Source organism: Psychrobacillus sp. (assembly GCF_032154225.1).
Classification (GTDB): domain Bacteria; phylum Bacillota; class Bacilli; order Bacillales_A; family Planococcaceae; genus Psychrobacillus.
The window spans coordinates 13,644-32,088 of sequence record NZ_JALDYF010000004.1 but is presented as its reverse complement, the minus strand read 5'-3'; the positions used below and the strand labels follow the sequence as shown (position 1 = coordinate 32,088).

At 36.6% G+C, this 18,445-nt stretch carries 23 protein-coding genes and 1 other annotated feature; of the genes, 8 read left to right on the top strand and 15 right to left on the bottom strand.

Translation table 11 applies throughout. The features are described 5' to 3' along the window. Positions 1-61: 61 nt before the first annotated feature. The 4 genes from RUH95_RS07575 to RUH95_RS07560 form a co-directional block, all read right to left on the bottom strand. Positions 62-1,105 (bottom strand): NAD(P)/FAD-dependent oxidoreductase, encoded by a 1,044-nt coding sequence (locus RUH95_RS07575; RefSeq protein ID WP_313892247.1) that lies wholly within the window; start codon positions 1,103-1,105, stop codon positions 62-64. 260 nt (positions 1,106-1,365) lie between these two features. Next, positions 1,366-1,842 (bottom strand): GNAT family N-acetyltransferase, encoded by a 477-nt coding sequence (locus tag RUH95_RS07570; protein ID WP_313892246.1) that lies wholly within the window; start codon positions 1,840-1,842, stop codon positions 1,366-1,368. A 47-nt stretch (positions 1,843-1,889) separates the two neighbouring features. Then, positions 1,890-2,411 (bottom strand): DUF6886 family protein, encoded by a 522-nt coding sequence (locus RUH95_RS07565; protein WP_313892245.1) that lies wholly within the window; start codon positions 2,409-2,411, stop codon positions 1,890-1,892. A gap of 48 nt (positions 2,412-2,459) precedes the next feature. After that, a complete protein-coding gene (locus RUH95_RS07560; RefSeq protein ID WP_313892244.1) occupies positions 2,460-2,876 on the bottom strand; it encodes a GNAT family N-acetyltransferase in 417 nt (138 codons plus the stop codon). A gap of 204 nt (positions 2,877-3,080) precedes the next feature. Here RUH95_RS07560 and RUH95_RS07555 point away from each other — a divergent pair, with 204 nt between their 5' ends. From RUH95_RS07555 to RUH95_RS07545, 3 genes are read left to right on the top strand one after another with little or no spacing between them, the layout of a single operon-like run. Further along, a complete protein-coding gene (locus tag RUH95_RS07555) occupies positions 3,081-3,596 on the top strand; it encodes a YwhD family protein (protein ID WP_313892243.1) in 516 nt (171 codons plus the stop codon). A gap of 4 nt (positions 3,597-3,600) precedes the next feature. Then, entirely contained in the window at positions 3,601-3,837 is a 237-nt protein-coding gene (locus RUH95_RS07550; RefSeq protein WP_313892242.1) for a ferredoxin family protein, read from the top strand. 15 nt (positions 3,838-3,852) lie between these two features. Continuing rightward, positions 3,853-4,326: a DUF1189 family protein gene (locus tag RUH95_RS07545; RefSeq protein ID WP_313892241.1), complete on the top strand. Its 474-nt coding sequence runs from the start codon at positions 3,853-3,855 to the stop codon at positions 4,324-4,326. Positions 4,327-4,361: 35 nt separating this feature from the next. Here RUH95_RS07545 and RUH95_RS07540 read toward each other — a convergent pair whose 3' ends face one another. Further along, positions 4,362-5,831 carry a protein adenylyltransferase SelO gene (locus RUH95_RS07540; protein ID WP_313892240.1) on the bottom strand — a complete coding sequence of 490 codons (1,470 nt, stop codon included), beginning with the start codon at positions 5,829-5,831 and terminating at the stop codon, positions 4,362-4,364. A gap of 135 nt (positions 5,832-5,966) precedes the next feature. Next, complete coding sequence (locus RUH95_RS07535) at positions 5,967-8,030, bottom strand: catalase (protein WP_313892239.1); 2,064 nt, start codon at positions 8,028-8,030, stop codon at positions 5,967-5,969. Between the two features lie 128 nt (positions 8,031-8,158). Here RUH95_RS07535 and RUH95_RS07530 point away from each other — a divergent pair, with 128 nt between their 5' ends. The 4 genes from RUH95_RS07530 to RUH95_RS07515 all read left to right on the top strand — a co-directional run bounded on the left by RUH95_RS07530 (position 8,159) and on the right by RUH95_RS07515 (position 9,970). Continuing rightward, a complete protein-coding gene (locus RUH95_RS07530; protein ID WP_313892238.1) occupies positions 8,159-8,629 on the top strand; it encodes a GNAT family N-acetyltransferase in 471 nt (156 codons plus the stop codon). A gap of 18 nt (positions 8,630-8,647) precedes the next feature. After that, positions 8,648-9,187: a GNAT family N-acetyltransferase gene (locus RUH95_RS07525; protein ID WP_313892237.1), complete on the top strand. Its 540-nt coding sequence runs from the start codon at positions 8,648-8,650 to the stop codon at positions 9,185-9,187. Between the two features lie 25 nt (positions 9,188-9,212). Next, positions 9,213-9,578 carry an MmcQ/YjbR family DNA-binding protein gene (locus RUH95_RS07520; protein ID WP_313892236.1) on the top strand — a complete coding sequence of 122 codons (366 nt, stop codon included), beginning with the start codon at positions 9,213-9,215 and terminating at the stop codon, positions 9,576-9,578. A 167-nt stretch (positions 9,579-9,745) separates the two neighbouring features. Beyond that, positions 9,746-9,970 carry a hypothetical protein gene (locus RUH95_RS07515; protein WP_313892235.1) on the top strand — a complete coding sequence of 75 codons (225 nt, stop codon included), beginning with the start codon at positions 9,746-9,748 and terminating at the stop codon, positions 9,968-9,970. Positions 9,971-10,104: 134 nt separating this feature from the next. Here RUH95_RS07515 and RUH95_RS07510 read toward each other — a convergent pair whose 3' ends face one another. Both RUH95_RS07510 and RUH95_RS07505 read right to left on the bottom strand, forming a co-directional pair. After that, positions 10,105-10,857: an SDR family NAD(P)-dependent oxidoreductase gene (locus tag RUH95_RS07510; RefSeq protein WP_313892234.1), complete on the bottom strand. Its 753-nt coding sequence runs from the start codon at positions 10,855-10,857 to the stop codon at positions 10,105-10,107. Further along, entirely contained in the window at positions 10,844-11,788 is a 945-nt protein-coding gene (locus RUH95_RS07505; protein WP_313892233.1) for an MBL fold metallo-hydrolase, read from the bottom strand. Before RUH95_RS07505 ends, RUH95_RS07510 begins: the two co-directional genes overlap by 14 nt. A 123-nt stretch (positions 11,789-11,911) precedes the next feature. Continuing rightward, positions 11,912-12,120, top strand: a binding site (T-box leader). A gap of 45 nt (positions 12,121-12,165) precedes the next feature. Between RUH95_RS07505 and proC the strand changes: the two genes are divergently transcribed. After that, entirely contained in the window at positions 12,166-12,978 is an 813-nt protein-coding gene (gene proC, locus RUH95_RS07500; RefSeq protein ID WP_313892232.1) for a pyrroline-5-carboxylate reductase, read from the top strand. 245 nt (positions 12,979-13,223) lie between these two features. Here the strand turns inward: proC and rnz are convergent, their stop codons facing one another. From rnz to RUH95_RS07465, 7 genes are all read right to left on the bottom strand, one after another. Next, the gene (gene rnz, locus RUH95_RS07495; RefSeq protein WP_313892231.1) at positions 13,224-14,168 is read right to left on the bottom strand and encodes a ribonuclease Z; all 945 of its coding nucleotides are present in this window, start codon (positions 14,166-14,168) and stop codon (positions 13,224-13,226) included. Positions 14,169-14,406: 238 nt separating this feature from the next. After that, positions 14,407-15,111 (bottom strand): DsbA family oxidoreductase, encoded by a 705-nt coding sequence (locus RUH95_RS07490; protein ID WP_313892230.1) that lies wholly within the window; start codon positions 15,109-15,111, stop codon positions 14,407-14,409. Between the two features lie 14 nt (positions 15,112-15,125). Then, complete coding sequence (locus RUH95_RS07485) at positions 15,126-15,902, bottom strand: sulfite exporter TauE/SafE family protein (RefSeq protein WP_313892229.1); 777 nt, start codon at positions 15,900-15,902, stop codon at positions 15,126-15,128. Positions 15,903-15,954: 52 nt separating this feature from the next. Beyond that, the gene (locus RUH95_RS07480; protein ID WP_313892228.1) at positions 15,955-16,182 is read right to left on the bottom strand and encodes a sulfurtransferase TusA family protein; all 228 of its coding nucleotides are present in this window, start codon (positions 16,180-16,182) and stop codon (positions 15,955-15,957) included. A 68-nt stretch (positions 16,183-16,250) separates the two neighbouring features. After that, positions 16,251-17,378 carry an MBL fold metallo-hydrolase gene (locus RUH95_RS07475; protein ID WP_313892227.1) on the bottom strand — a complete coding sequence of 376 codons (1,128 nt, stop codon included), beginning with the start codon at positions 17,376-17,378 and terminating at the stop codon, positions 16,251-16,253. Between the two features lie 57 nt (positions 17,379-17,435). Beyond that, the gene (locus tag RUH95_RS07470) at positions 17,436-17,831 is read right to left on the bottom strand and encodes a DsrE/DsrF/DrsH-like family protein (protein ID WP_313892226.1); all 396 of its coding nucleotides are present in this window, start codon (positions 17,829-17,831) and stop codon (positions 17,436-17,438) included. Positions 17,832-17,846: 15 nt separating this feature from the next. Further along, positions 17,847-18,359: a sulfurtransferase TusA family protein gene (locus RUH95_RS07465; RefSeq protein WP_397469488.1), complete on the bottom strand. Its 513-nt coding sequence runs from the start codon at positions 18,357-18,359 to the stop codon at positions 17,847-17,849. Positions 18,360-18,445: the final 86 nt, after the last annotated feature.

Genomic DNA, 18,445 nt, shown 5'->3' with positions numbered 1-18,445 from the left:
CACTGTCACATCTAGTACCCCCTTTATTAAAGTTATGTTTTGCTGCCAATCTATATAACATCTAAATAACGTTATCTTTAACAACAGTTACATAATCATCTTGTTTTTCAAACTTATCCATCACACTAGTGCTATGAAGTGGTTGAACTTTTGAAGCTGGGTCTATATATACTTTTGCATTGCTAATCGCTGTCGGTGCTTCTCCAAATCCACTAGCAATCAGCTTCACTTTCCCTGGATATGTGCAAATGTCACCAGCAGCATAAATACCCGGGATACTAGTTTCCATTTTTGAATTTACGACAATGCTGTTTTTATCCAAATGAAGTCCCCAATTTTTTATCGGACCGAGTGAAGAAACAAATCCGTAATTCACAATTACATCATCAACATCAATGATTTTTGTTTCTATTCCTTTCACTTCCTTTAACACAACTTGTGCAATTCTCTCTTCTCCAATAAATTCGGTAGGAACAAATGGAGTCAAAACAGTAACAGATGAATTCATTAACGTTTTCACTGTATGTTCATGTGCTCGAAAATTATCACGACGATGTGCCAGTGTCACTTTTTCCGCAACCGGCTCTAACATGAGGGCCCAATCTACAGCAGAATCCCCTCCGCCAAATAATTGTACTTTTTTACCTGCGAATTGTTGTAAATCATTAATAAAGTAATGCAAATTGCTTTCCTCAAATTTCGTGGAATTTGCAAGGTCTAGCTTCTTCGGTTGGAATGCACCATTTCCGGATGTAATAATAATTGCTTTAGTAAAATGTGTCCCTGCTTTCGTCATTAGCTTAAAAGATCTATCTGGCAGTCTTTCTATCTCAGTTACCGCTTCCCCTAAACAAATTGTTTGTTCAAATTGGACCATTTGATCCTTTAATCTATTAACGAGATGTTGTGCGGTTATTTTTGGAAAACCAGCAACATCGTAAATATACTTTTCTGGATACAATGCGGATAATTGTCCTCCCAACTGCGGTAGACTCTCAATGATTTTGCAAGACATATTTCGAAGACCTGCATAAAAAGCAGTAAACAAACCGACTGGTCCTCCCCCGATAATCGTTACGTCAAAAATTTCCTCATTGTGAGACAAACATAATTCCTCCTTCTGAATGAACTTTCTTGCCATTTAGTTACATAAACAATCATATAACGAAAAATTAACGACTATATGTTTTTTTGTAATGTTTATATTAGATTAATAGTTCAGAACACATAAGTCAACTAAGAATTCAGAAAATTTATCACAGGTATTAGATTCCCAGCAGAGCATATAATAAAAACGCTGATCCTATGTTAAAGGATCAGCGTTTTATGTATGTATTAATACCTTTTTGAAATCTACATTTTTTCTTAACCAAGATCAGAAGGAAAAAACTCCATTGGCTCTTCACAATGAACGTAACCATTTCGCTTGTAGTAATCAATGCTATCCTCACTCGGCCAAACGATAATAAATTCGCACTTCCTTTCTTTAGACCATTGATTTATAGCCGTAATCAACTTACTTCCAATCCCTTTGTTTCTAAAATCCTTGATTGTATATACATTTGTCATGAAAGCAAATGGATTCGTTATTCTTCCCGGGCGCGGTACTTTTTGAATTATTTCTATGTAAATATGTGCTACAATTTTTTCTTCTACCTCTGCTACCCATATAAACCATAGATCACTATTAACAGCGCTTGCTAAAAAATCCCTACACTCCGATTTAAAAGATTCTAAATTTACCCCATCCGTCACCTGATATTCTTTATCTTCGAATGTAAAATCCCATCTCATTTGAATTAACTGATCTATATCTGTTTCTTCAGCTAATCTAATTTTCAAAAGTAACCCTCCTTTTAAATTTTATGTTGCGGTTTCAAAAATCATTTCTACAGCCTCGCTTGAGCAAAACCCATTCTACACATGGACCAGTTCAGTGTTGTATTCTGAATTTCATCGTGTAAATCCCATAGAGTATCAACCAATCTCAATTCAACATTCCTTTTGAACAACTCAGAAAATAAATCCACAACTTTAATTTTATTAATAGGAATTTGTTCTTTTATACTAATAAAATAACCTGCATTGTCATCTTGCAAACTAAATGAACTTGTATCGAATTCATACAAGAATAATGTAGTATTCTTCATTGCTTCAAACCACCTATTTTCAATCACAACTGTATGAACACAGGTCTTAGAAGAAAAATACCTCAATCTGTCTACCTCAGAAGTATTTTCCCCCACATAGTAACAAACACGTGGATAGTTTCTAGGTGTTAAAAAATTCGGTAAGCATTTTTCGTTTATAGCCCATACAAGAGGGTTTGTAGGATCTAAATCAATACGAGTAGGAATACGTGGTTCAAAAAATTCAATATTATTTTCTTCACTTACATGAAAGATTCTCATATAGCCTCCTTGCCTATTTCTTAGTATTCTCGTCTTACACTGATTAAATTAGCTCTTGTTTAATCTCATTAAATTACTGCCATTTAAGTCTGTTGAAAAACCAAATTTCTCATAGTATTCAACTAAACTATCCAGACAATAAAGCTCTACTCTATCGACATCTCGAACAAGTGGATGTTCCAAAATACTGTTCATCAAGATTGTACCTATACCACCATTTCTGAAATTTTCTTTCGTCATTACATCAAATATAAACGCTCGATATATCGTGTCTGTAATTACCCTAGCAAAGCCTATTAATTCCTCTGTTTCGACATGGACTAGTCCAATTACTACAGTACTGTTATCCACCATCTTCCTTATATCAGGAATCTCACGAATTTGCGTCCACCACTCATTTTTAAATAAGCTATGTAGTTCGATTAATTGGCTTTCATTAAGTTCCTCAATCACTTTGTAATTCATAGTTATATAACTCCTTTTCCTTATTCTCAGAACTACATATTTACATACATATTCTTCACCCTCTCACTAAAACCCTTTTAAAATGTGAAAAAACTATGTCTCAGACTAATGAATGATTTTTCATCAAACATATTGCATGTTGACCAATCAATCCTTATATTTATACTAAATGGATATAACATGTGGGAAAGAAGTGAAAAAAACATGGAAGCTTCTAAACAAAAAGCACAATTTACTATACTAAGTAGTGACTCTACAAATGGCGATGGTGGATTTGGTGTAGGTACGCTTGATCTGAATAATATTACACCGCTCATTATCGATGTTGATCACGAAGAAGTCTTTATTGACATGGAAGCATTGCATGGTCGTAGTCGTATCGAGAAAAAGGTACGCTTTTCACCGGAACGTGAACATGTAGGTGAAAGTTTTCATACGTATTGGATTGTTTGGCTAGCGATGGAAACTTCGATTAATGGGCCCTATTATGCGGGCTGTACGGCAAGTGAAGTACTAGTTTCTAAAGAAGAGAAACGCATTAAACTTGGCTACAAATCACTTCCAGAACAAGTAAACATGCTAGATAAAGCAATGAAAGGCAAGTTTATACTCGACCATTTAGATCCAAAACCGAAGGAATTATTGTTCCGCTTTTTAAAAAATTTCAATATAAATTATTGGGAACAAAGTCCACAATTATTAAAAGAAGAAAGTAGGTAAATAAATGACATATGTAATTATTGACGCTTGTAAAGATGAAAAGGCAGCAGTTTGTTTAGATGTTTGTCCAGTAGATTGTATTATCCCTATAACAACTCAATATATAATTGATCCAAATCTATGCATTGATTGTGGAGCGTGTGAAACAGTTTGTCCAGTTGAAGCAATTTATCATGAAGATGACTTACTTGATGAAGATCAACCATCCAGAATCATGGCGATGAATCATTTTAGATCGTAGTTTTCAGAGTATAAAATGGGTCTATTAAATGCATTCAAGCTAAGTTTATTACTACCTAAGAAAAAAGCCGTATATCAATTAAATCGTGTAAAGACAAAAGATTTTTTACTGTACATCTTACTATTACATGTTTTATTTGCTCTACCAAATGGCGTTTCATTAATAGTCGATTTTATGAAAAGTGAAGATCTTGATAACACCTTATTATTAGCAGGATTTTTATATCCCCTTCTAGTCATCATGACTGGAACGATCATTATTTCACTGCTCGCAATGGTCGGAGTATTAGTAAGATGGATGACAAAACGTAAATTAGTTTACCAACTGTTATGGAAAATGGCGATGTATGCATGTACATACCCCGTAATACTATATGTCATTTCCAGCTTATTACATCAAACGACTACCATTGAATATATAGGGTTATTACTATTATTTCTAATTATTTTTACAAAAATGATTTTAACCTACCCCCAAATGAAAAAATAAGCGAAGAGATAAATTCTCTTCGCTTATTTTTTATTTCATGTGCCACAAAACGTTTGGTAAGAACCGTCTGCTTCGTCAGGTAACTTCGAGTATTCAACTTGCTCAGGAGAATACAAATAAGGATTGGAAAGTGCACGCAGAAGCTGCTCCATCACACTGTAGTCTTCTTGTTCTACTGCCGCTTTTAATGCCTCTTCTACACGATGATTACGTGGAATGATTGCAGGGTTACTCTCTCGCATTAATTGAAGCGAAAGATCTTTCGATTCTTGCTGCCTATCTAACCTTTTCTGCCACTTATCATGCCATTGATCGAATTCTTGGATGCCAAATAGGGCAGTCTCCTCCACTTTATCCATTGTCAATGCTCGAAAAGTATTCGTATAATCAGCTCGATACTTCTGCATCAAACCAAGTAGTTCATCAAAAAGCTCTTTATCTTGTACCTCTTCGTTATATAGGCCAAGCTTTGCTCTCATTCCTGATAACCAATGCGCATCATACAAATCAGTAAAATGGTACATTTCGTGTTGGGCTAGTTTAATCGCCTCTTCTTGATTTTCATGGAGAAGTGGCAATAAAGCTTCTGCCAATCGAGCGAGATTCCATCCAGCCATACGGGGTTGATTATTATAGGCATAACGACCGTCTCTATCTATAGAACTAAAAACTGTTTCCTCGTCAAAAGTATCCATAAAAGCACAAGGTCCATAATCAATCGTCTCTCCACTAATTGTCATATTATCCGTGTTCATCACTCCATGAATAAAACCAGTTAACTGCCATTTTGCAATTAGCTCAGCCTGACGTTTAATCACCCCTTGAAGTAAAGACACATAACGATTAGAAGTTATTTCAACCTTTGAAAAATGTCGATCCAAGGCATAATCCGCTAAAAGTTGAAGTTCCTCTAAAGTCCCCCATTTCGCAACAAATTGAAATGTGCCGACACGCAGATGACTGCTAGCTACACGAGTCAAGACTGCCCCCGGTAAATCCGTTTCACGAATAACAGATTCACCAGTTGTTACTACGGCTAAGCTCCGAGTTGTAGGAATACCTAATCCATGCATCGCTTCACTAATAATATATTCGCGTAACATTGGTCCAAGTGATGCCCGGCCGTCTCCTCCTCGAGAATAAGCAGTTCTTCCAGCCCCTTTAAGCTGAATATCAACTCTCTCTCCTCCGGGAGTAATTTGCTCACCAAGTAGAATAGCCCTTCCATCTCCTAGCATATTAAAGTAGCCAAATTGATGTCCCGCATAAGCTTGAGCCAGTGGAGAACCTCCTTCTGGTACTCGGTTTCCAGCGAACACTTCCACTCCTTCTTCACTTTGCAACGATTCGACATTCAATCCAAGTGATGCAGCCAACTCTTCATTGAAAACAACCAATTTCGGTGAAGAAACGGGATTTAAGGGAAGCGATGTAAAAAATGAATTAGGTAAACGTGCATAACTTGTATCTATATTCCATACTGTTTTGTTTTTTTCATTACCCATTATAATCTTGTCTCCTTCTTCCACCTTCATCTTATGTACTTTAACTTTATGACAGAATCTATGATAGAGCAACTTTTGTCATTTAAAGTAGAAAAAAACCGCTCCGTTTTCTACCCAGAGCAGTTTTTTCGCATATTAATAAATATTTCTATCCCAGAATCGTTGTTGTGCTATTGCTTTAACAAACTCGTTGCCGAATTCTGGATTTCCAGTTGCAAATAAGATTCCAGGTCCTACATTTGCATTAGATGCATCGAAAAATGGGATACCTGATGCGGCAAATCCAATCGGTTTAAAATGTTTAAACGCTTCATTTATAAAATAGGTCATATCTGAATTAAATTTTGCTTGATTGTCAGCCTTTCCGCCGACAACGTATAACGAGTCAAACAATACAGGAGCCGTTGTGAGAAAAGTTTCATTCACTTTTACTTTATGTCCCTCTTCACTTTTAATCACTCCAAGCCTTTGAGCTACAATACTATATTGAACACCGAAACGTCTAAGCGTTTTAATCACTGCTTCCACCTCATCCAAATCGAAGCCGTTGCCAATGAGCACAGCGACTTTCAAGGTTTGCGGCACTTTTATCGTGTTCTTCTGACTAAGTGCAGGAGAAGATGCTGTTTCCTCCGATTGCACTCCAATCGGGCGATTCACCCCTAAATTGTCCGCAATAATTTTCGCCATCGTTTCATCTACATGGACAAACATATCCACTACTTGCTGTCTAACACTGAGGCTATTTACTTTTCCAACTTCAAAAGTAAATGCATCGATAATATGTTGCCTTTCTGGGCCTGACATACTGTTCCAAAATAGCCTAGCCTGTGAAAAATGATCGTTGAACGACGGACTCCTTGCCTGAATAATGCGTCCCTCGACTTTCTCTTCATAATGAACAAAGCCACCTTCTTTTGCAGTACTTGTAGACGGTGTATTATTCGCTAAGGAGTTTTTATGATAACTTACTTGCCCCATATTGATCGTTTGACGGCTAAAGCCATTTCGCTGGTTATTATGGAATGGACAAACAGCACGATTGATTGGAATTTCAGTAAAGTTTGGTCCACCAAGACGAAGCAATTGTGTATCTATATACGAAAACAACCGTCCTTGTAAAAGTGGATCATTTGTAAAATCAATACCAGGTACAATATTTCCAGGATGAAATGCAACTTGCTCCGTTTCTGCAAAAACATTATCGACATTTCGATTTAATGTCATCTTACCAATAATTTTTACTGGTACTATTTCTTCTGGCCAAAGTTTAGTTGCATCGAGAATATCGAAAGTAAACTTAAATTCATCTGCTTGCTCTATCATCTGCACACCAAGTTCATACTCGGCAAAAAAGCCCTTTTCAATCATTTCCCATAAGTCACGTCGCTGATAATCTGGATCTTTCCCAGCAATTTTTTGTGCTTCATCCCAAACAAGCGAATGAACGCCTAATATAGGCTTCCAATGAAACTTCACAAATCTAGCTACTCCTTCTGCATTGACGAAACGGAACGTATGAACGCCAAATCCTTCCATCATTCGAAAATTTTTAGGAATAGTCCTATCAGACATATGCCACATAATCATGTGAGCAGATTCCTGATTGTTAGCGACAAAATCCCAAAATGTATCATGAGCGGAAGCCGCTTGTGGCATATCATTATTGGGTTCTGGTTTGACTGCATGAATAAGGTCTGGGAACTTCATTGCATCTTGTATGAAAAAAATTGGAATATTATTTCCTACTAAATCATAGTTTCCTTCTTGTGTATAAAATTTAACAGCAAAACCTCTAACATCCCGAACAGTATCAGCTGAACCTAAGCTTCCTACAACATTTGAAAACCTCGTAAATACAGGTGTTTTAGTTCCAGCTTTTTGCAAAAATCCTGCTTTCGTGAATTCCTCCATCGATTCATATAATTCAAATTCTCCATGAGCAGCGTATCCTCTTGCATGCACAACCCTTTCCGGAATGCGCTCATGATCAAAATGGGTAATTTTCTCCCTAAGGTGGAAGTCCTCCATTATCGTTGGTCCACGTATTCCAGCTTTCAATGATTCCTCATCATTTGAAATTCTGACTCCTTGATTGGTCGTAAGTTTTTTTCCATCATTATTTACTCTGAACTGTTCTAGCTGTCTATCCTTACTGTCTTCTATATTCCTTTTTTGATTGGACAACGGTTTATCCATGCAATCTCCTTCCACTATGGTACTAATAACCCTGTACATATTGTATGTAATTCCAAAGTTGCTTAGTACGAAGCTAGAGCCTTACAATATAAGTAGGATGATAAAAATACATAGAAAGGAGTGGAATAGTGAATATCGTACAATTCGAGAAAACAGACACCGAAGAAATTGTTGCATTATTTTATAATACGGTTCACACTATTTGTGTGGATGACTATTCGAATGAACAGCTCAACGCCTGGGCTCCTTTAAGTGAAGTTGAAAGCAAAATAGAAAATTGGAGTACTAGCTTGTCTGAAAATATAACTTATGTTGCAAAAAAAGACGCTAGTATAGTAGGATTTGCGGATTTAACATATGATGGCTTGCTCGACAGGCTATATGTACATAAAGATTTTCAATGCTTAGGCATCGCTTCCACTTTGCTTGCAAAGCTAGAGTCTGCGGCAATTCAATTAAAAATGTTAGAAATAAAAACATATGCAAGTATTACCGCAAAACCTTTTTTTGAAAACCATGACTATACTTGCATCCATCGAAATACAGTCGAACGCAATGGAACAATTTTAACTAACTTCTATATGAAAAAAACGTTATGAGAAAGAAAGGAAGATTCGATGCTTAAAAGTTTACATATTTATTTAAGACCTCTTACAATTCAAGATGCTAGCGAATTACTAAAACTAGAAAAGAGAAACCAAGATTTTTTTGGACAGTATTCCATGTCTCGCCCAGAATCATACTGGACTGTAGAGGCTCAAAAAGAATTAATAGAAAAATGGGAAGAAAATACGAAGAAAGAAACGGAATACCGTTTTGGAATATTTACTATTGACGGTGACCTCCTTATTGGAACTATCGGCTTATTTCAAGTCTTTCGTGGGCCTGCACAAAAAGCTATTTTAGGGTATTCACTTGACCAAGAACATAACGGGAAAGGGTACACGACTGAGGCGGCTAAACTAGTGATTAATTTCGCTTTTGAAACCCTTCATTTACATCGCATTGAAGCTGGAGTGATGCCTGTAAACTTAGGCTCCATAAGAGTTTTAGAAAAAGCTGGTCTTCATAAAGAAGGAATAGCTAAGAAAAATGTAAAAATTAATGGCAATTGGGAAGACCATCAAATGTTAGCGATCATCAATCCAAATGATTAAAAGCTAGCAAAAAGGAGCACTTTCAATGGAAAAAGAAAAATTACAAACTTATTGTCTAACCCTTCCTGGAGTTACACATGATTATCAAATGGAATGGCGTGCAGATCGTTATCATGTTGGTGGAAAAATGTTTGCAATGATGGGTGGCGACTCGGAAAGAAAGCCTATTATAACGTTGAAATGCGAACCAACACGTGCCGAAGAGCTAAGAGCCACTTATGACGATATCGTTCCGGGTTATTATATGAATAAAACACATTGGAACTCTATTTACGTGGATTCTGATTTAACGAATGAATTGTTGGAAAGACTTATTTTACATTCCTATCAATTAGTTTTTCAAAAGCTAACGAAAAAAATGCAAAATCAAATTAATCAGAGTGACCTTTAACTGATGCTTCAATTTGTTTGAATACACTAGCCATATGCCTCTGTTCTTTTTTCAATGTTGAATAAGCTATATTTATACTGGAGATGCACTCCACACCTCCTCGGTTGCATCTCCAGTATTTTTATTACATAACCCTAACATGAAAAATAGAACGGGAGGCTGTTCGTTTGACTTCACTACAAACAAATACGTTTGATTTTTCCGCTGAAAAACTGGTCATCATTGGGGAAACGATCGCAAAAATAGGCGAAGGAATTACTATTATTGCTGAATTACTTGTGTTGGAGGAAGAAAAAGAGAATATAAAGTTACAAAAACAAATTGATTATTTAACTGCTGAAAATGAAAGGCTGAAAAAAGAACTCGCGAAAAAGAAACCAAGCTGGCTATAAGGCTAATCCTTTAGCTAGCTTGGTTTCTTAGTTAGATAATCAATCGACTTGTTATAAAATGATTTAAATTTGCTCGATTTTTTCAATTTCTCATCCAGTTATTTTTGCAATTAATTCATCTAGTTAAATTAGCTTTATTTTTTATTAAAAAATCCTTTACCTAATGTTTCTACGGCCCTAGGGAACACTGCGTACAGCTTACTAGTAAAATTCATATAAAATGGAAGGTCTATTTCTCGTACGGGACGTTCTATTGCTTTTGCAATAGCAGAAGCGACTTTTTCTGGAGACAATAAATGTTTTTTCATTTTATCTCGATAATTTCCTGTTTCGTCTGCCAAATCAAGAAACGGTGTATCAATTGGTCCTGGGTTAATAGTCGTTACTATAATTCCATATTCTTTTAGCTCCATGCGAGCAGCATTCGCAAAGCCAATAATCGCATGTTTAGACGCAGCATAAACGGAAGCTTTTGAAGTCGCTACTTTACCAGCTTGCGAAGCGACAAAAAGAATATGTCCGCTCCGTTTTTCTTTCATTTTCGTTGCGAAATATTTCGTCAACAGCATTGGTGCTACTACATTTACATCCATCATTTGCTCAATATCCTGCAGTTCCAGCTCCGTAATATAAGAAAATGTTCCAACACCTGCCGATAATACGACAACATCTGGTGAACCTACATCTCGGAGAATACTTTCCAAATCTTGCTCTTCCGTTAAGTCTGCTTGGATTGTTTGTATGCCGAGCTTGGATAATTCAGCCAAAGCATTTGCGTTACGTCCAGTTGCCCACACTTCATGACCTGCACAACTTAGCTGTTTTGCTAGTAGTAACCCTACCCCACTTGTTGCTCCAGTTATAAATATTCTTTTACGCTTGTTCATACAAAAATATCCCATTTTCGTTTTTATGCTCTACGATATAACCCTCATCCAAAAGGTAATCAACCTGACCTATTGTTTCCGAAAGAGTTAAACCAAGTTCTTTTTCATATACTTTCGGAAATAGCTCTTGCGTCAGTTCAAAAATTGTTTTTTCTCCTGCTTTTATCATATCAAACACTTTTAACGCTCGTTCTTTTTGTTTTTCTAAACGACTCTCAATTAACTCCTGCACATCATACACTTCATTGCCATGGCCACTATATACTTTTTCAACTGGCAAGCTTTGGATTCGTTTTAATGCTGCATTATATTGAAGCATCGACTTTGGACGCCCATTTTCTTTAATCAGCGGAGGTTCAATTAAAGGATTTGATGAAATTTTTTCAATTACATGATCTCCGCCAATTAGGATTCCTGTTTTCTCTGACCAGAAAGACAAATGACTTTGAGCGTGACCTAGTGTTTCCAGCACAACAAAGTCGGGATGACCAGGAAGTGCATCTCCTTCTTTTAAAAAGCGATCAAGTGATTTTTGACCCATTAAGTTCAGCGGTCTTTTCATCTTTTCAAGCCAATGAAAATAACTTTCGGGTACTCCTTCTTCCATAAGACATTGCATATAAAACGCATCGTGATATTCAAAAAAATCTACATCTCGAGTTAACCACGCTTGATTGTATTCATGACCAAGTAATGTTGCATGTTCAAATGCATTGACCCATCCGGAATGATCTGGATGATGATGCGTTAACAATACTTGCTCAATATCGCTTAATACATAACCTGCTTCTTTAATGCCTGCTTTCAATACTTCCAAAGCAACTTCTGTTTTTGGACCAACATCAACTAGAGTTAATGCATCCCCTTTTAAAATATATGAATTAACATCTCCAACAGCAAATGGTGTTGGGATTTCAATTTTATGTATCATATTATATAATCTCCTTTGAATGAATAGCTATTCATTCTATTGTACATCTTTTCCAAACAGTCGTCACTATAATGAAGTTGACTTTTACGAAGATCACACATATAATTTTATTAATTCAGAAAATTATGAGCTTAGATAAAGATTAGTACATATATGATGGAGTTTAGAGAGTGAAATGATCCGCTGAAAGTTTTGCCTCCCGCTCATATGTCGAACCTACTTTGGAGCTACTATGTAAACATAGTCGTGCCTTCGCGATAAGAAGGATTAAGTTGTGCTGATTTTCAGCAAATTTAGGTGGTACCGCGGAGACATGCGTTTTCGTCCTTATTATTAAGGATGAGAGCGCTTTTTTTATTTTAAGAGGAGGAATTGGAATGGACAAAATTGTATTTATCGGTGCTGGTTCAATGGCTGAAGCAATTATTAATGGTTTAACGAAGGAAGAAAAAATTTCCCCTGAACATATTCATGTGACGAATAAATCAGATGTAGAGCAATTGCAACAATTGAAAAAAACGTATAATATCCAAATAGTTTGTGAAGAAAAAAAGGCACTAAAAGAAGCGGAAATTGTCTTTTTAGCAATGAAGCCAAAAGATGCGAAAGATGCAATGATAGAAATTGCTCCTTATTTAAGTAGTAGCGCAACAATCATCTCTGTCATCGCCGGAGTAACGATCCAAACAATTACAAATTATCTTGGAAGTCGTCCGATTGCTCGAGTTATGCCAAATACTTCTGCCGCTGTGGGTTTAAGTGCATCCGCCGTTAGTTGGAATAAGCTTATTTCTGAAGAAGCAAAACTGAAAATAATCAATATATTAGAGTCAATTGGAACTGTACAGGCAGTTGAGGAAGAAGATTTGCATGTCGTAACCGCACTTGCAGGAAGTGGACCAGCATACATCTATTATTTTGCGGAGCATTTTGAAGCAGCAGCTATTTCTCATGGACTAAGTAAAGAAGATGCTCGCCAATTATTCATTCAAACGATGGAAGGAGCAGCTCAAATGTTGAAAAAAGGTGATGTTGAACCACAAGAACTTCGTCGGAAAGTAACAAGCCCTGGTGGAACTACGGAAGCTGGTGTAGAGCAACTTATTCAGCATAATGTGAAAGATGCTATTTTTGCTTGTATCGATGCTGCACAAAACAGATCTCGTGAGTTTGCAAAACAATATGAGTAACAATTCTGATATACTGTTAACAGTATAAGCTTAGTTAGAAAGGCGTGCAGGGAACTGGATAATTCTTACTTCGTTGGTTGGGGTACTCTTGCCCTCATTAATGCCGGAATTGCTCAAGGGAAAAATAGGAGTGGCTTAAATTGGTTTCTACTCTCCCTTTTAATAGGACCTATTGCAACATTGTCTTTAGTAATTTCGGAAAAAAAATGAAAAATCCCGAGTGTCTTCAATCGCTCGGGATTTTTTTATTGAATGATGGGTGTTAGTTTATCATCAGACCAATTAAATTCGGAAAAATCTTCTGCAACATAAACTGGGAAGTCAAATTCAGCTACTTGTCCTACCATTTCTTTTATCTGGGACGGCAAAAAACGTGCGCTAATATGATTTACGATTAAATTTTTCGCGTTTGCTTGTTTACATACATTTGCCGCATCTAAAATCGTAGCATGCCCATATAAACGGGCTAATTCAGCCGTTTCTTTGTCAAAAGTGGCCTCGTGCACGACAATATCTGCTCCTTGGCTAAGCGAAATAGAGTTCTCGCAAAACTTTGTATCACCTAATATCGCCACTTTAAAGCCATTTTTTTGTTCGCCAGTAACTTCTTTACTCGTCACGACTCTACCGTCAGCAAGTTCTATGTCTCTTCCCTCTTTTAATTGCTTTAAAAGTGGACCTCTTGGAACACCTAGTGCATCCGTTTTTTCAATAAGTAATTCGGGTAGTAATGGCTTTTGTGTTACTGTATAGCCGTAGCATAGCACGACATGCTCTAGTGTTTTAGCCTCCACGATAAAATCATCGTCTTCAAAAATGACCCCTTCGTCAATTTCGATGATTGTAAGTGGGTATTGTAAATGTGTAGTCGTTGTTGAAAGTGTAACGTCTATCCAAGCTTTAATTCCTTTTGGCCCATAAATCGTTAGGGGCTCTTCTCCACTTAAAAATGAGCGTGAGCCGAGTAAACCAGGCAGTCCAAAAATATGGTCTCCATGTAAATGTGTGATGAAAATTTTCTCTAGCTTACGTGGCTTTAATGTTGTATGAAGAATTTGATGCTGAGTTGCTTCTCCGCAATCGAATAGCCAAAAGCTTCCTCGTTCATCGAGTAACTTAAGTGCTGTTGCAGTTGTATTTCGCTGCTTCGATGGCATTCCTGCCCCAGTTCCTAAAAATAATAATTGCATCTATTCACCTGTTTTCTATTCTGCTTCATGAATTTCTTCCTAGCTTAAACTAACTTTTGTTTTCCATTTCACAACTTTTCTTTCGCTAAATAACGATTAAAGTTTGTTATAAACATACTTTACATATTAATGGACATATTAGCAAATCCCTTTAGTATCAGCTTGGCAAAATTAAAGAAGACTATCCGCTAATTCAGATAGTCCCCTCACTTATTCTTTTCCCATAAAACCTTTGCCTTTATATATTGCATTGACCGTCTGCACAACTATTAGCTCCATCACCAACCATACTTAGGGAAGGACGAATACCTGCAATTTCTGCCGCTTGATGCAATGTTTTTACAAATACTTCACTTGGCTCTGCTCCAACAATGCCATATTTGTTTTCAAACACAAAGAAAGGTACGCTCTCTACACCAATTTGTTGTGCATCGTAGCTATCTTTCTCTATTTCTTCCATAAACTTAGTTGAATGTAATACTTCTTTTGCTTCCTCTACATCCAGTTCTAACTCTGCTATAGTAGACAAAAGAAATGCCTCATCGATTAAATCAGCACCTTCTGTGAAGTAACTTTTCATTAAAAGTTCAGTGAATACTTGGTCTTGTTGAAATTGCTTTGCCCATTTTGCTAATCGATGTGCTTTTTCTGTATTTGCAGTTTTCATACGATCAAAATCGTATTCTAAACCAACTTCTTTTGCTCTTGCAGAGATCCCTTCAGTAGTCTGTTTTACTTCCTCTAGGGACATTTCGTATTTAGCTGCTAACCCATCTAAAAAACTAGGTGCATTTTCAAAAGGAGTATGTGGTGCAATTTGATAAGCTTTATATTCTATTTCGACTTTGCCCTCGTAGCCAGCCTCACTGATAGCCTGCTCTAACTGTCTTTTTCCTATATAACAAAAAGGACATGTAAAATCCGAAAACAACTCAATTTTCATTTTCATAACCTCTTTTATAAAATATCAATCCAAATTTTAATAGCTGTCGCTAAAATCAGAACTGCTAAAAACCATTGCAATACTTTTGTATTCATACGTTTACCTAATTTTGCACCTAATGGGGCTGAAATAAGACTTGCAACAATCATAATGATTGCTGGCCAGTAATCAACTTGTCCAGTCATCAGTTTCCCTACCGTACCTCCAATAGAAGAGATAAACGTAATCGCTAAACTTGATGCAATCGTTATACGTGTCGGAATACCTAGTACTACTAACATAATTGGCACAAGTATAAATCCGCCTGCAGCACCAACGATTCCTGAACCAATCCCTACAATCAATGCTAGTACCGCCGCTAATGGTTTGCTAAATGTTATGTCATCCATCGGTTTATCGTCAATTTGTTTCTTTGGAACAAACATCATTATTGCTGCAATTAACGCTAAAATACCATAAACAATATTTACAGCAGCTTCGGATAAAAACTGTGAGCCGTAACTTCCTATGAAACTACCAACTAAAATGGCACCACCCATACTAATAATAAGTGATTTGTTTAAATATCCACCTTTTCTGTATGCCCAAACACCTGCAATTGATGCAAAAAAGACTTGAACTGCACTGATCCCACTTACCTCATGCGCCGTAAACGCTGTAAAACCTAAAAGTGGTGGAATGTATAGCAACATTGGGTATTTAATAATTGATCCACCAATACCAAGCATACCTGAAATGAAGGACCCAATAAAGCCAATGGCAAATAACGTAATAATCCATGTAATGTCCATTTATTTACCTTCTTTCTAAAATAAAAAGGTGGGAATGCACCCACCGTAACTTTTACGCTTTTTCAATAAAGAATACTAATACGCCTGCTTCTTCTTTTTGTTCTAAAATTGTGTGACCACCTGCTTTTGACCAAGCAGGAATATCCGCCAAAGCACCTTTGTCTGTCACATGTACTTCTAATACTTCTCCAGAGTTGATAGTATCCATTGCCTTTTTTGTACGTACGATTGGCATTGGACAAGCTAAACCTTTTGCATCTAATACTTTTGTCGAATTCATTTTCATTTCTCCATTTCACTTAAATAATTTTTACTGTTTTTCATTTCTCTTACTTAAAATTCAATTACTTAACGAACTGCACAACGGTTTGGACCGATTTCCATTTCCGTTTGCTCATCAGCTGACGGTGTAATTTTCCCCATGTTTACTTGGCGGATTTCTTGGTATGCATTTGGTTGAGGTGGTAAATTATCCGTTACAATGCTACGGAATTCTGCCTCGTCCTCAATATTTAAACCATGATTTTCGGCGAATAAATCACCTAAACGTTTTGCAACTGTTCCATCTTCATTTAACTCTTCAATGATCATGAAATGAGCTGGTAAAACGATTAATTCATTTGATAATTCACGGTAGCGCGTATAAAGTGTTTCTCTTAAATCACCTACCCAATCATCAGCTAGGCCAGCTAAGTCTGGACGACCAATTGAGTCGATAAACAATATATCACCCGTTAATAGGAATTTATTATCTATGATGAATGATGTTGATCCAATTGTATGACCTGGTGAGTATAATGCTTGGATACTTATTGTTGTATTACCAATTTTTACTTCGGTATTATCTAAAAGTGGTGCATAATCGAATACAACTTCTTCCGCATCTTTTGGTGGCAGGTAATAAGTTGCCCCAGTAGTTGCCGCGATATGACGACCGCCTGAAATATGGTCTGCGTGTAAGTGCGTATCAAATATATTCGTAATTTTCACGTTTTTGCTTTCTGCAAAGTTTGTGAATACATCTACAGCTCTTGTAGCATCAATAATTGCAGCTTCACCATTTGATATTATCATGTATGAAAGGCATCCTTTGCCAAGTCGTACGAATTGATAAAGCTCGCCACCATTTTCAAGATCACTTACTTTGATTGGCACTAAATATTCACTCCAAGATTTCATTCCTCCAACAAGGTATGAAGCATCGCGACCTGCATCTGATAGCATTTCTGCTATCATGATAGATGAACCTTCTTTAGCACATACTACTAATATATCTTTATCTGTTGGAATTTGTGGAAGAATTTCTTCTACACCATCTAATAATTCAAAGTAAGGTATATTTAAATAGTTAAACTTTTGTCCTTCAATTTTCCAATCTGCGTATGCGTCCGCATTACGTACATCTAAAATGAATAAATCTTCATTGCTAATAACTTTTTTAGCTACTTGTGCAGCTGTAAATTTGTTTACTGTCATCTGAAATTACCCCCACAGGTATTATTTGATTGAAAATTTTTTTCCTAGTTAGACCAATTAAAAAGTTAATGATGGTGCTGCGTCTTTAGCAAACTCAAGGAATGTAACTGCTCCACCAACTTCAATACCGTCTACGAAATCATCTTTCGTTAATCCCATAACATCCATCGTCATTTGACAAGCAATAAATTTAACTCCTAATTCTTGTGCCATTTCGACTAATTGAGGAATAGCTGGTACGCTTGCTTTCACAAAACCTTCTGCAATCGATTCACGACCTTCAGGCATTGGAAGTGCGTGCATTCCCTGTTTGTGTATTAAACTTAATCCTTCAAATGTAAAGAAAATCGTTACTTCTTTCTCTGTAGCAGCCGCAGCTGTTGCGATATTGAATACTTTATAAGCGTCAAAAAGACCACCGTTACTTGCGATAATTGCAACTTTATTTGACATATTTGTTTCCTCCTATTAGATGTTTTTTTGTAAGTCGCCATTCCATGAAGTCATGCCGGGCATTACGTTCCAAACTTTTGTAAATCCATTTTTCACTAGTTTTTGAGCTGCTAAATCACTTCGTTTACCTGTTCGACAGATCACATAAAATACATCTTCCTTATTCAACTCAGCTAGACGCGCTTCTAAATCACCCATCGGAATCGATTTAGCTCCTGCAATATGACCAAATGCATACTCTGCTTCCTCACGTACATCAAGTAATATTCCTCCAGCCGCAATTTGCTCTGCAAGTTGATCAATTTGCACAATTTGTTCATGCGTTTTTTCTACCACTGAATCGTCTGAACATTTGCGGATATAATGTTTAAGCAGTTCTCCATCTTCAGTTGTACCGATATACTGATGACCTACTGCTTCTGCCCATGCAGCGATATCTGCTTTAGATCCTTTATCCGTTGCAGAAACCTCTAAAATCTGACCATCTATTAAATTATTCATTGCTTTCTTTGTTTTCACTATTGGCATTGGGCAAGCTAAACCCTTCGCATCCAGTTGTACATCTGCTTTTATACTCAATTAAACTCTCCTCCATACCCTTGTCGGTATTATAT

Bases quoted from the DNA above. Each gene is read 5' to 3' on its own strand.
- RUH95_RS07565 (WP_313892245.1), bottom strand. From the start codon at position 2,411: ATGAGAATCTTTCATGTAAGTGAAGAAAATAATATTGAATTTTTTGAA.
- RUH95_RS07535 (WP_313892239.1), bottom strand. From the start codon at position 8,030: ATGGATAAACCGTTGTCCAATCAAAAAAGGAATATAGAAGACAGTAAG.
- RUH95_RS07550 (WP_313892242.1), top strand. From the start codon at position 3,601: ATGACATATGTAATTATTGACGCTTGTAAAGATGAAAAGGCAGCAGTT.
- RUH95_RS07525 (WP_313892237.1), top strand. From the start codon at position 8,648: ATGCTTAAAAGTTTACATATTTATTTAAGACCTCTTACAATTCAAGAT.
- RUH95_RS07485 (WP_313892229.1), bottom strand. From the start codon at position 15,902: ATGGACATTACATGGATTATTACGTTATTTGCCATTGGCTTTATTGGG.
- RUH95_RS07555 (WP_313892243.1), top strand. From the start codon at position 3,081: ATGGAAGCTTCTAAACAAAAAGCACAATTTACTATACTAAGTAGTGAC.
- RUH95_RS07475 (WP_313892227.1), bottom strand. From the start codon at position 17,378: ATGACAGTAAACAAATTTACAGCTGCACAAGTAGCTAAAAAAGTTATT.
- RUH95_RS07510 (WP_313892234.1), bottom strand. From the start codon at position 10,857: ATGAACAAGCGTAAAAGAATATTTATAACTGGAGCAACAAGTGGGGTA.
- proC (WP_313892232.1), top strand. From the start codon at position 12,166: ATGGACAAAATTGTATTTATCGGTGCTGGTTCAATGGCTGAAGCAATT.
- RUH95_RS07480 (WP_313892228.1), bottom strand. From the start codon at position 16,182: ATGAATTCGACAAAAGTATTAGATGCAAAAGGTTTAGCTTGTCCAATG.
- RUH95_RS07505 (WP_313892233.1), bottom strand. From the start codon at position 11,788: ATGATACATAAAATTGAAATCCCAACACCATTTGCTGTTGGAGATGTT.
- RUH95_RS07520 (WP_313892236.1), top strand. From the start codon at position 9,213: ATGGAAAAAGAAAAATTACAAACTTATTGTCTAACCCTTCCTGGAGTT.
- RUH95_RS07465 (WP_397469488.1), bottom strand. From the start codon at position 18,359: ATGCCAATAGTGAAAACAAAGAAAGCAATGAATAATTTAATAGATGGT.
- RUH95_RS07470 (WP_313892226.1), bottom strand. From the start codon at position 17,831: ATGTCAAATAAAGTTGCAATTATCGCAAGTAACGGTGGTCTTTTTGAC.
- RUH95_RS07540 (WP_313892240.1), bottom strand. From the start codon at position 5,831: ATGGGTAATGAAAAAAACAAAACAGTATGGAATATAGATACAAGTTAT.
- RUH95_RS07560 (WP_313892244.1), bottom strand. From the start codon at position 2,876: ATGAATTACAAAGTGATTGAGGAACTTAATGAAAGCCAATTAATCGAA.
- rnz (WP_313892231.1), bottom strand. From the start codon at position 14,168: ATGCAATTATTATTTTTAGGAACTGGGGCAGGAATGCCATCGAAGCAG.
- RUH95_RS07545 (WP_313892241.1), top strand. From the start codon at position 3,853: ATGGGTCTATTAAATGCATTCAAGCTAAGTTTATTACTACCTAAGAAA.
- RUH95_RS07490 (WP_313892230.1), bottom strand. From the start codon at position 15,111: ATGAAAATTGAGTTGTTTTCGGATTTTACATGTCCTTTTTGTTATATA.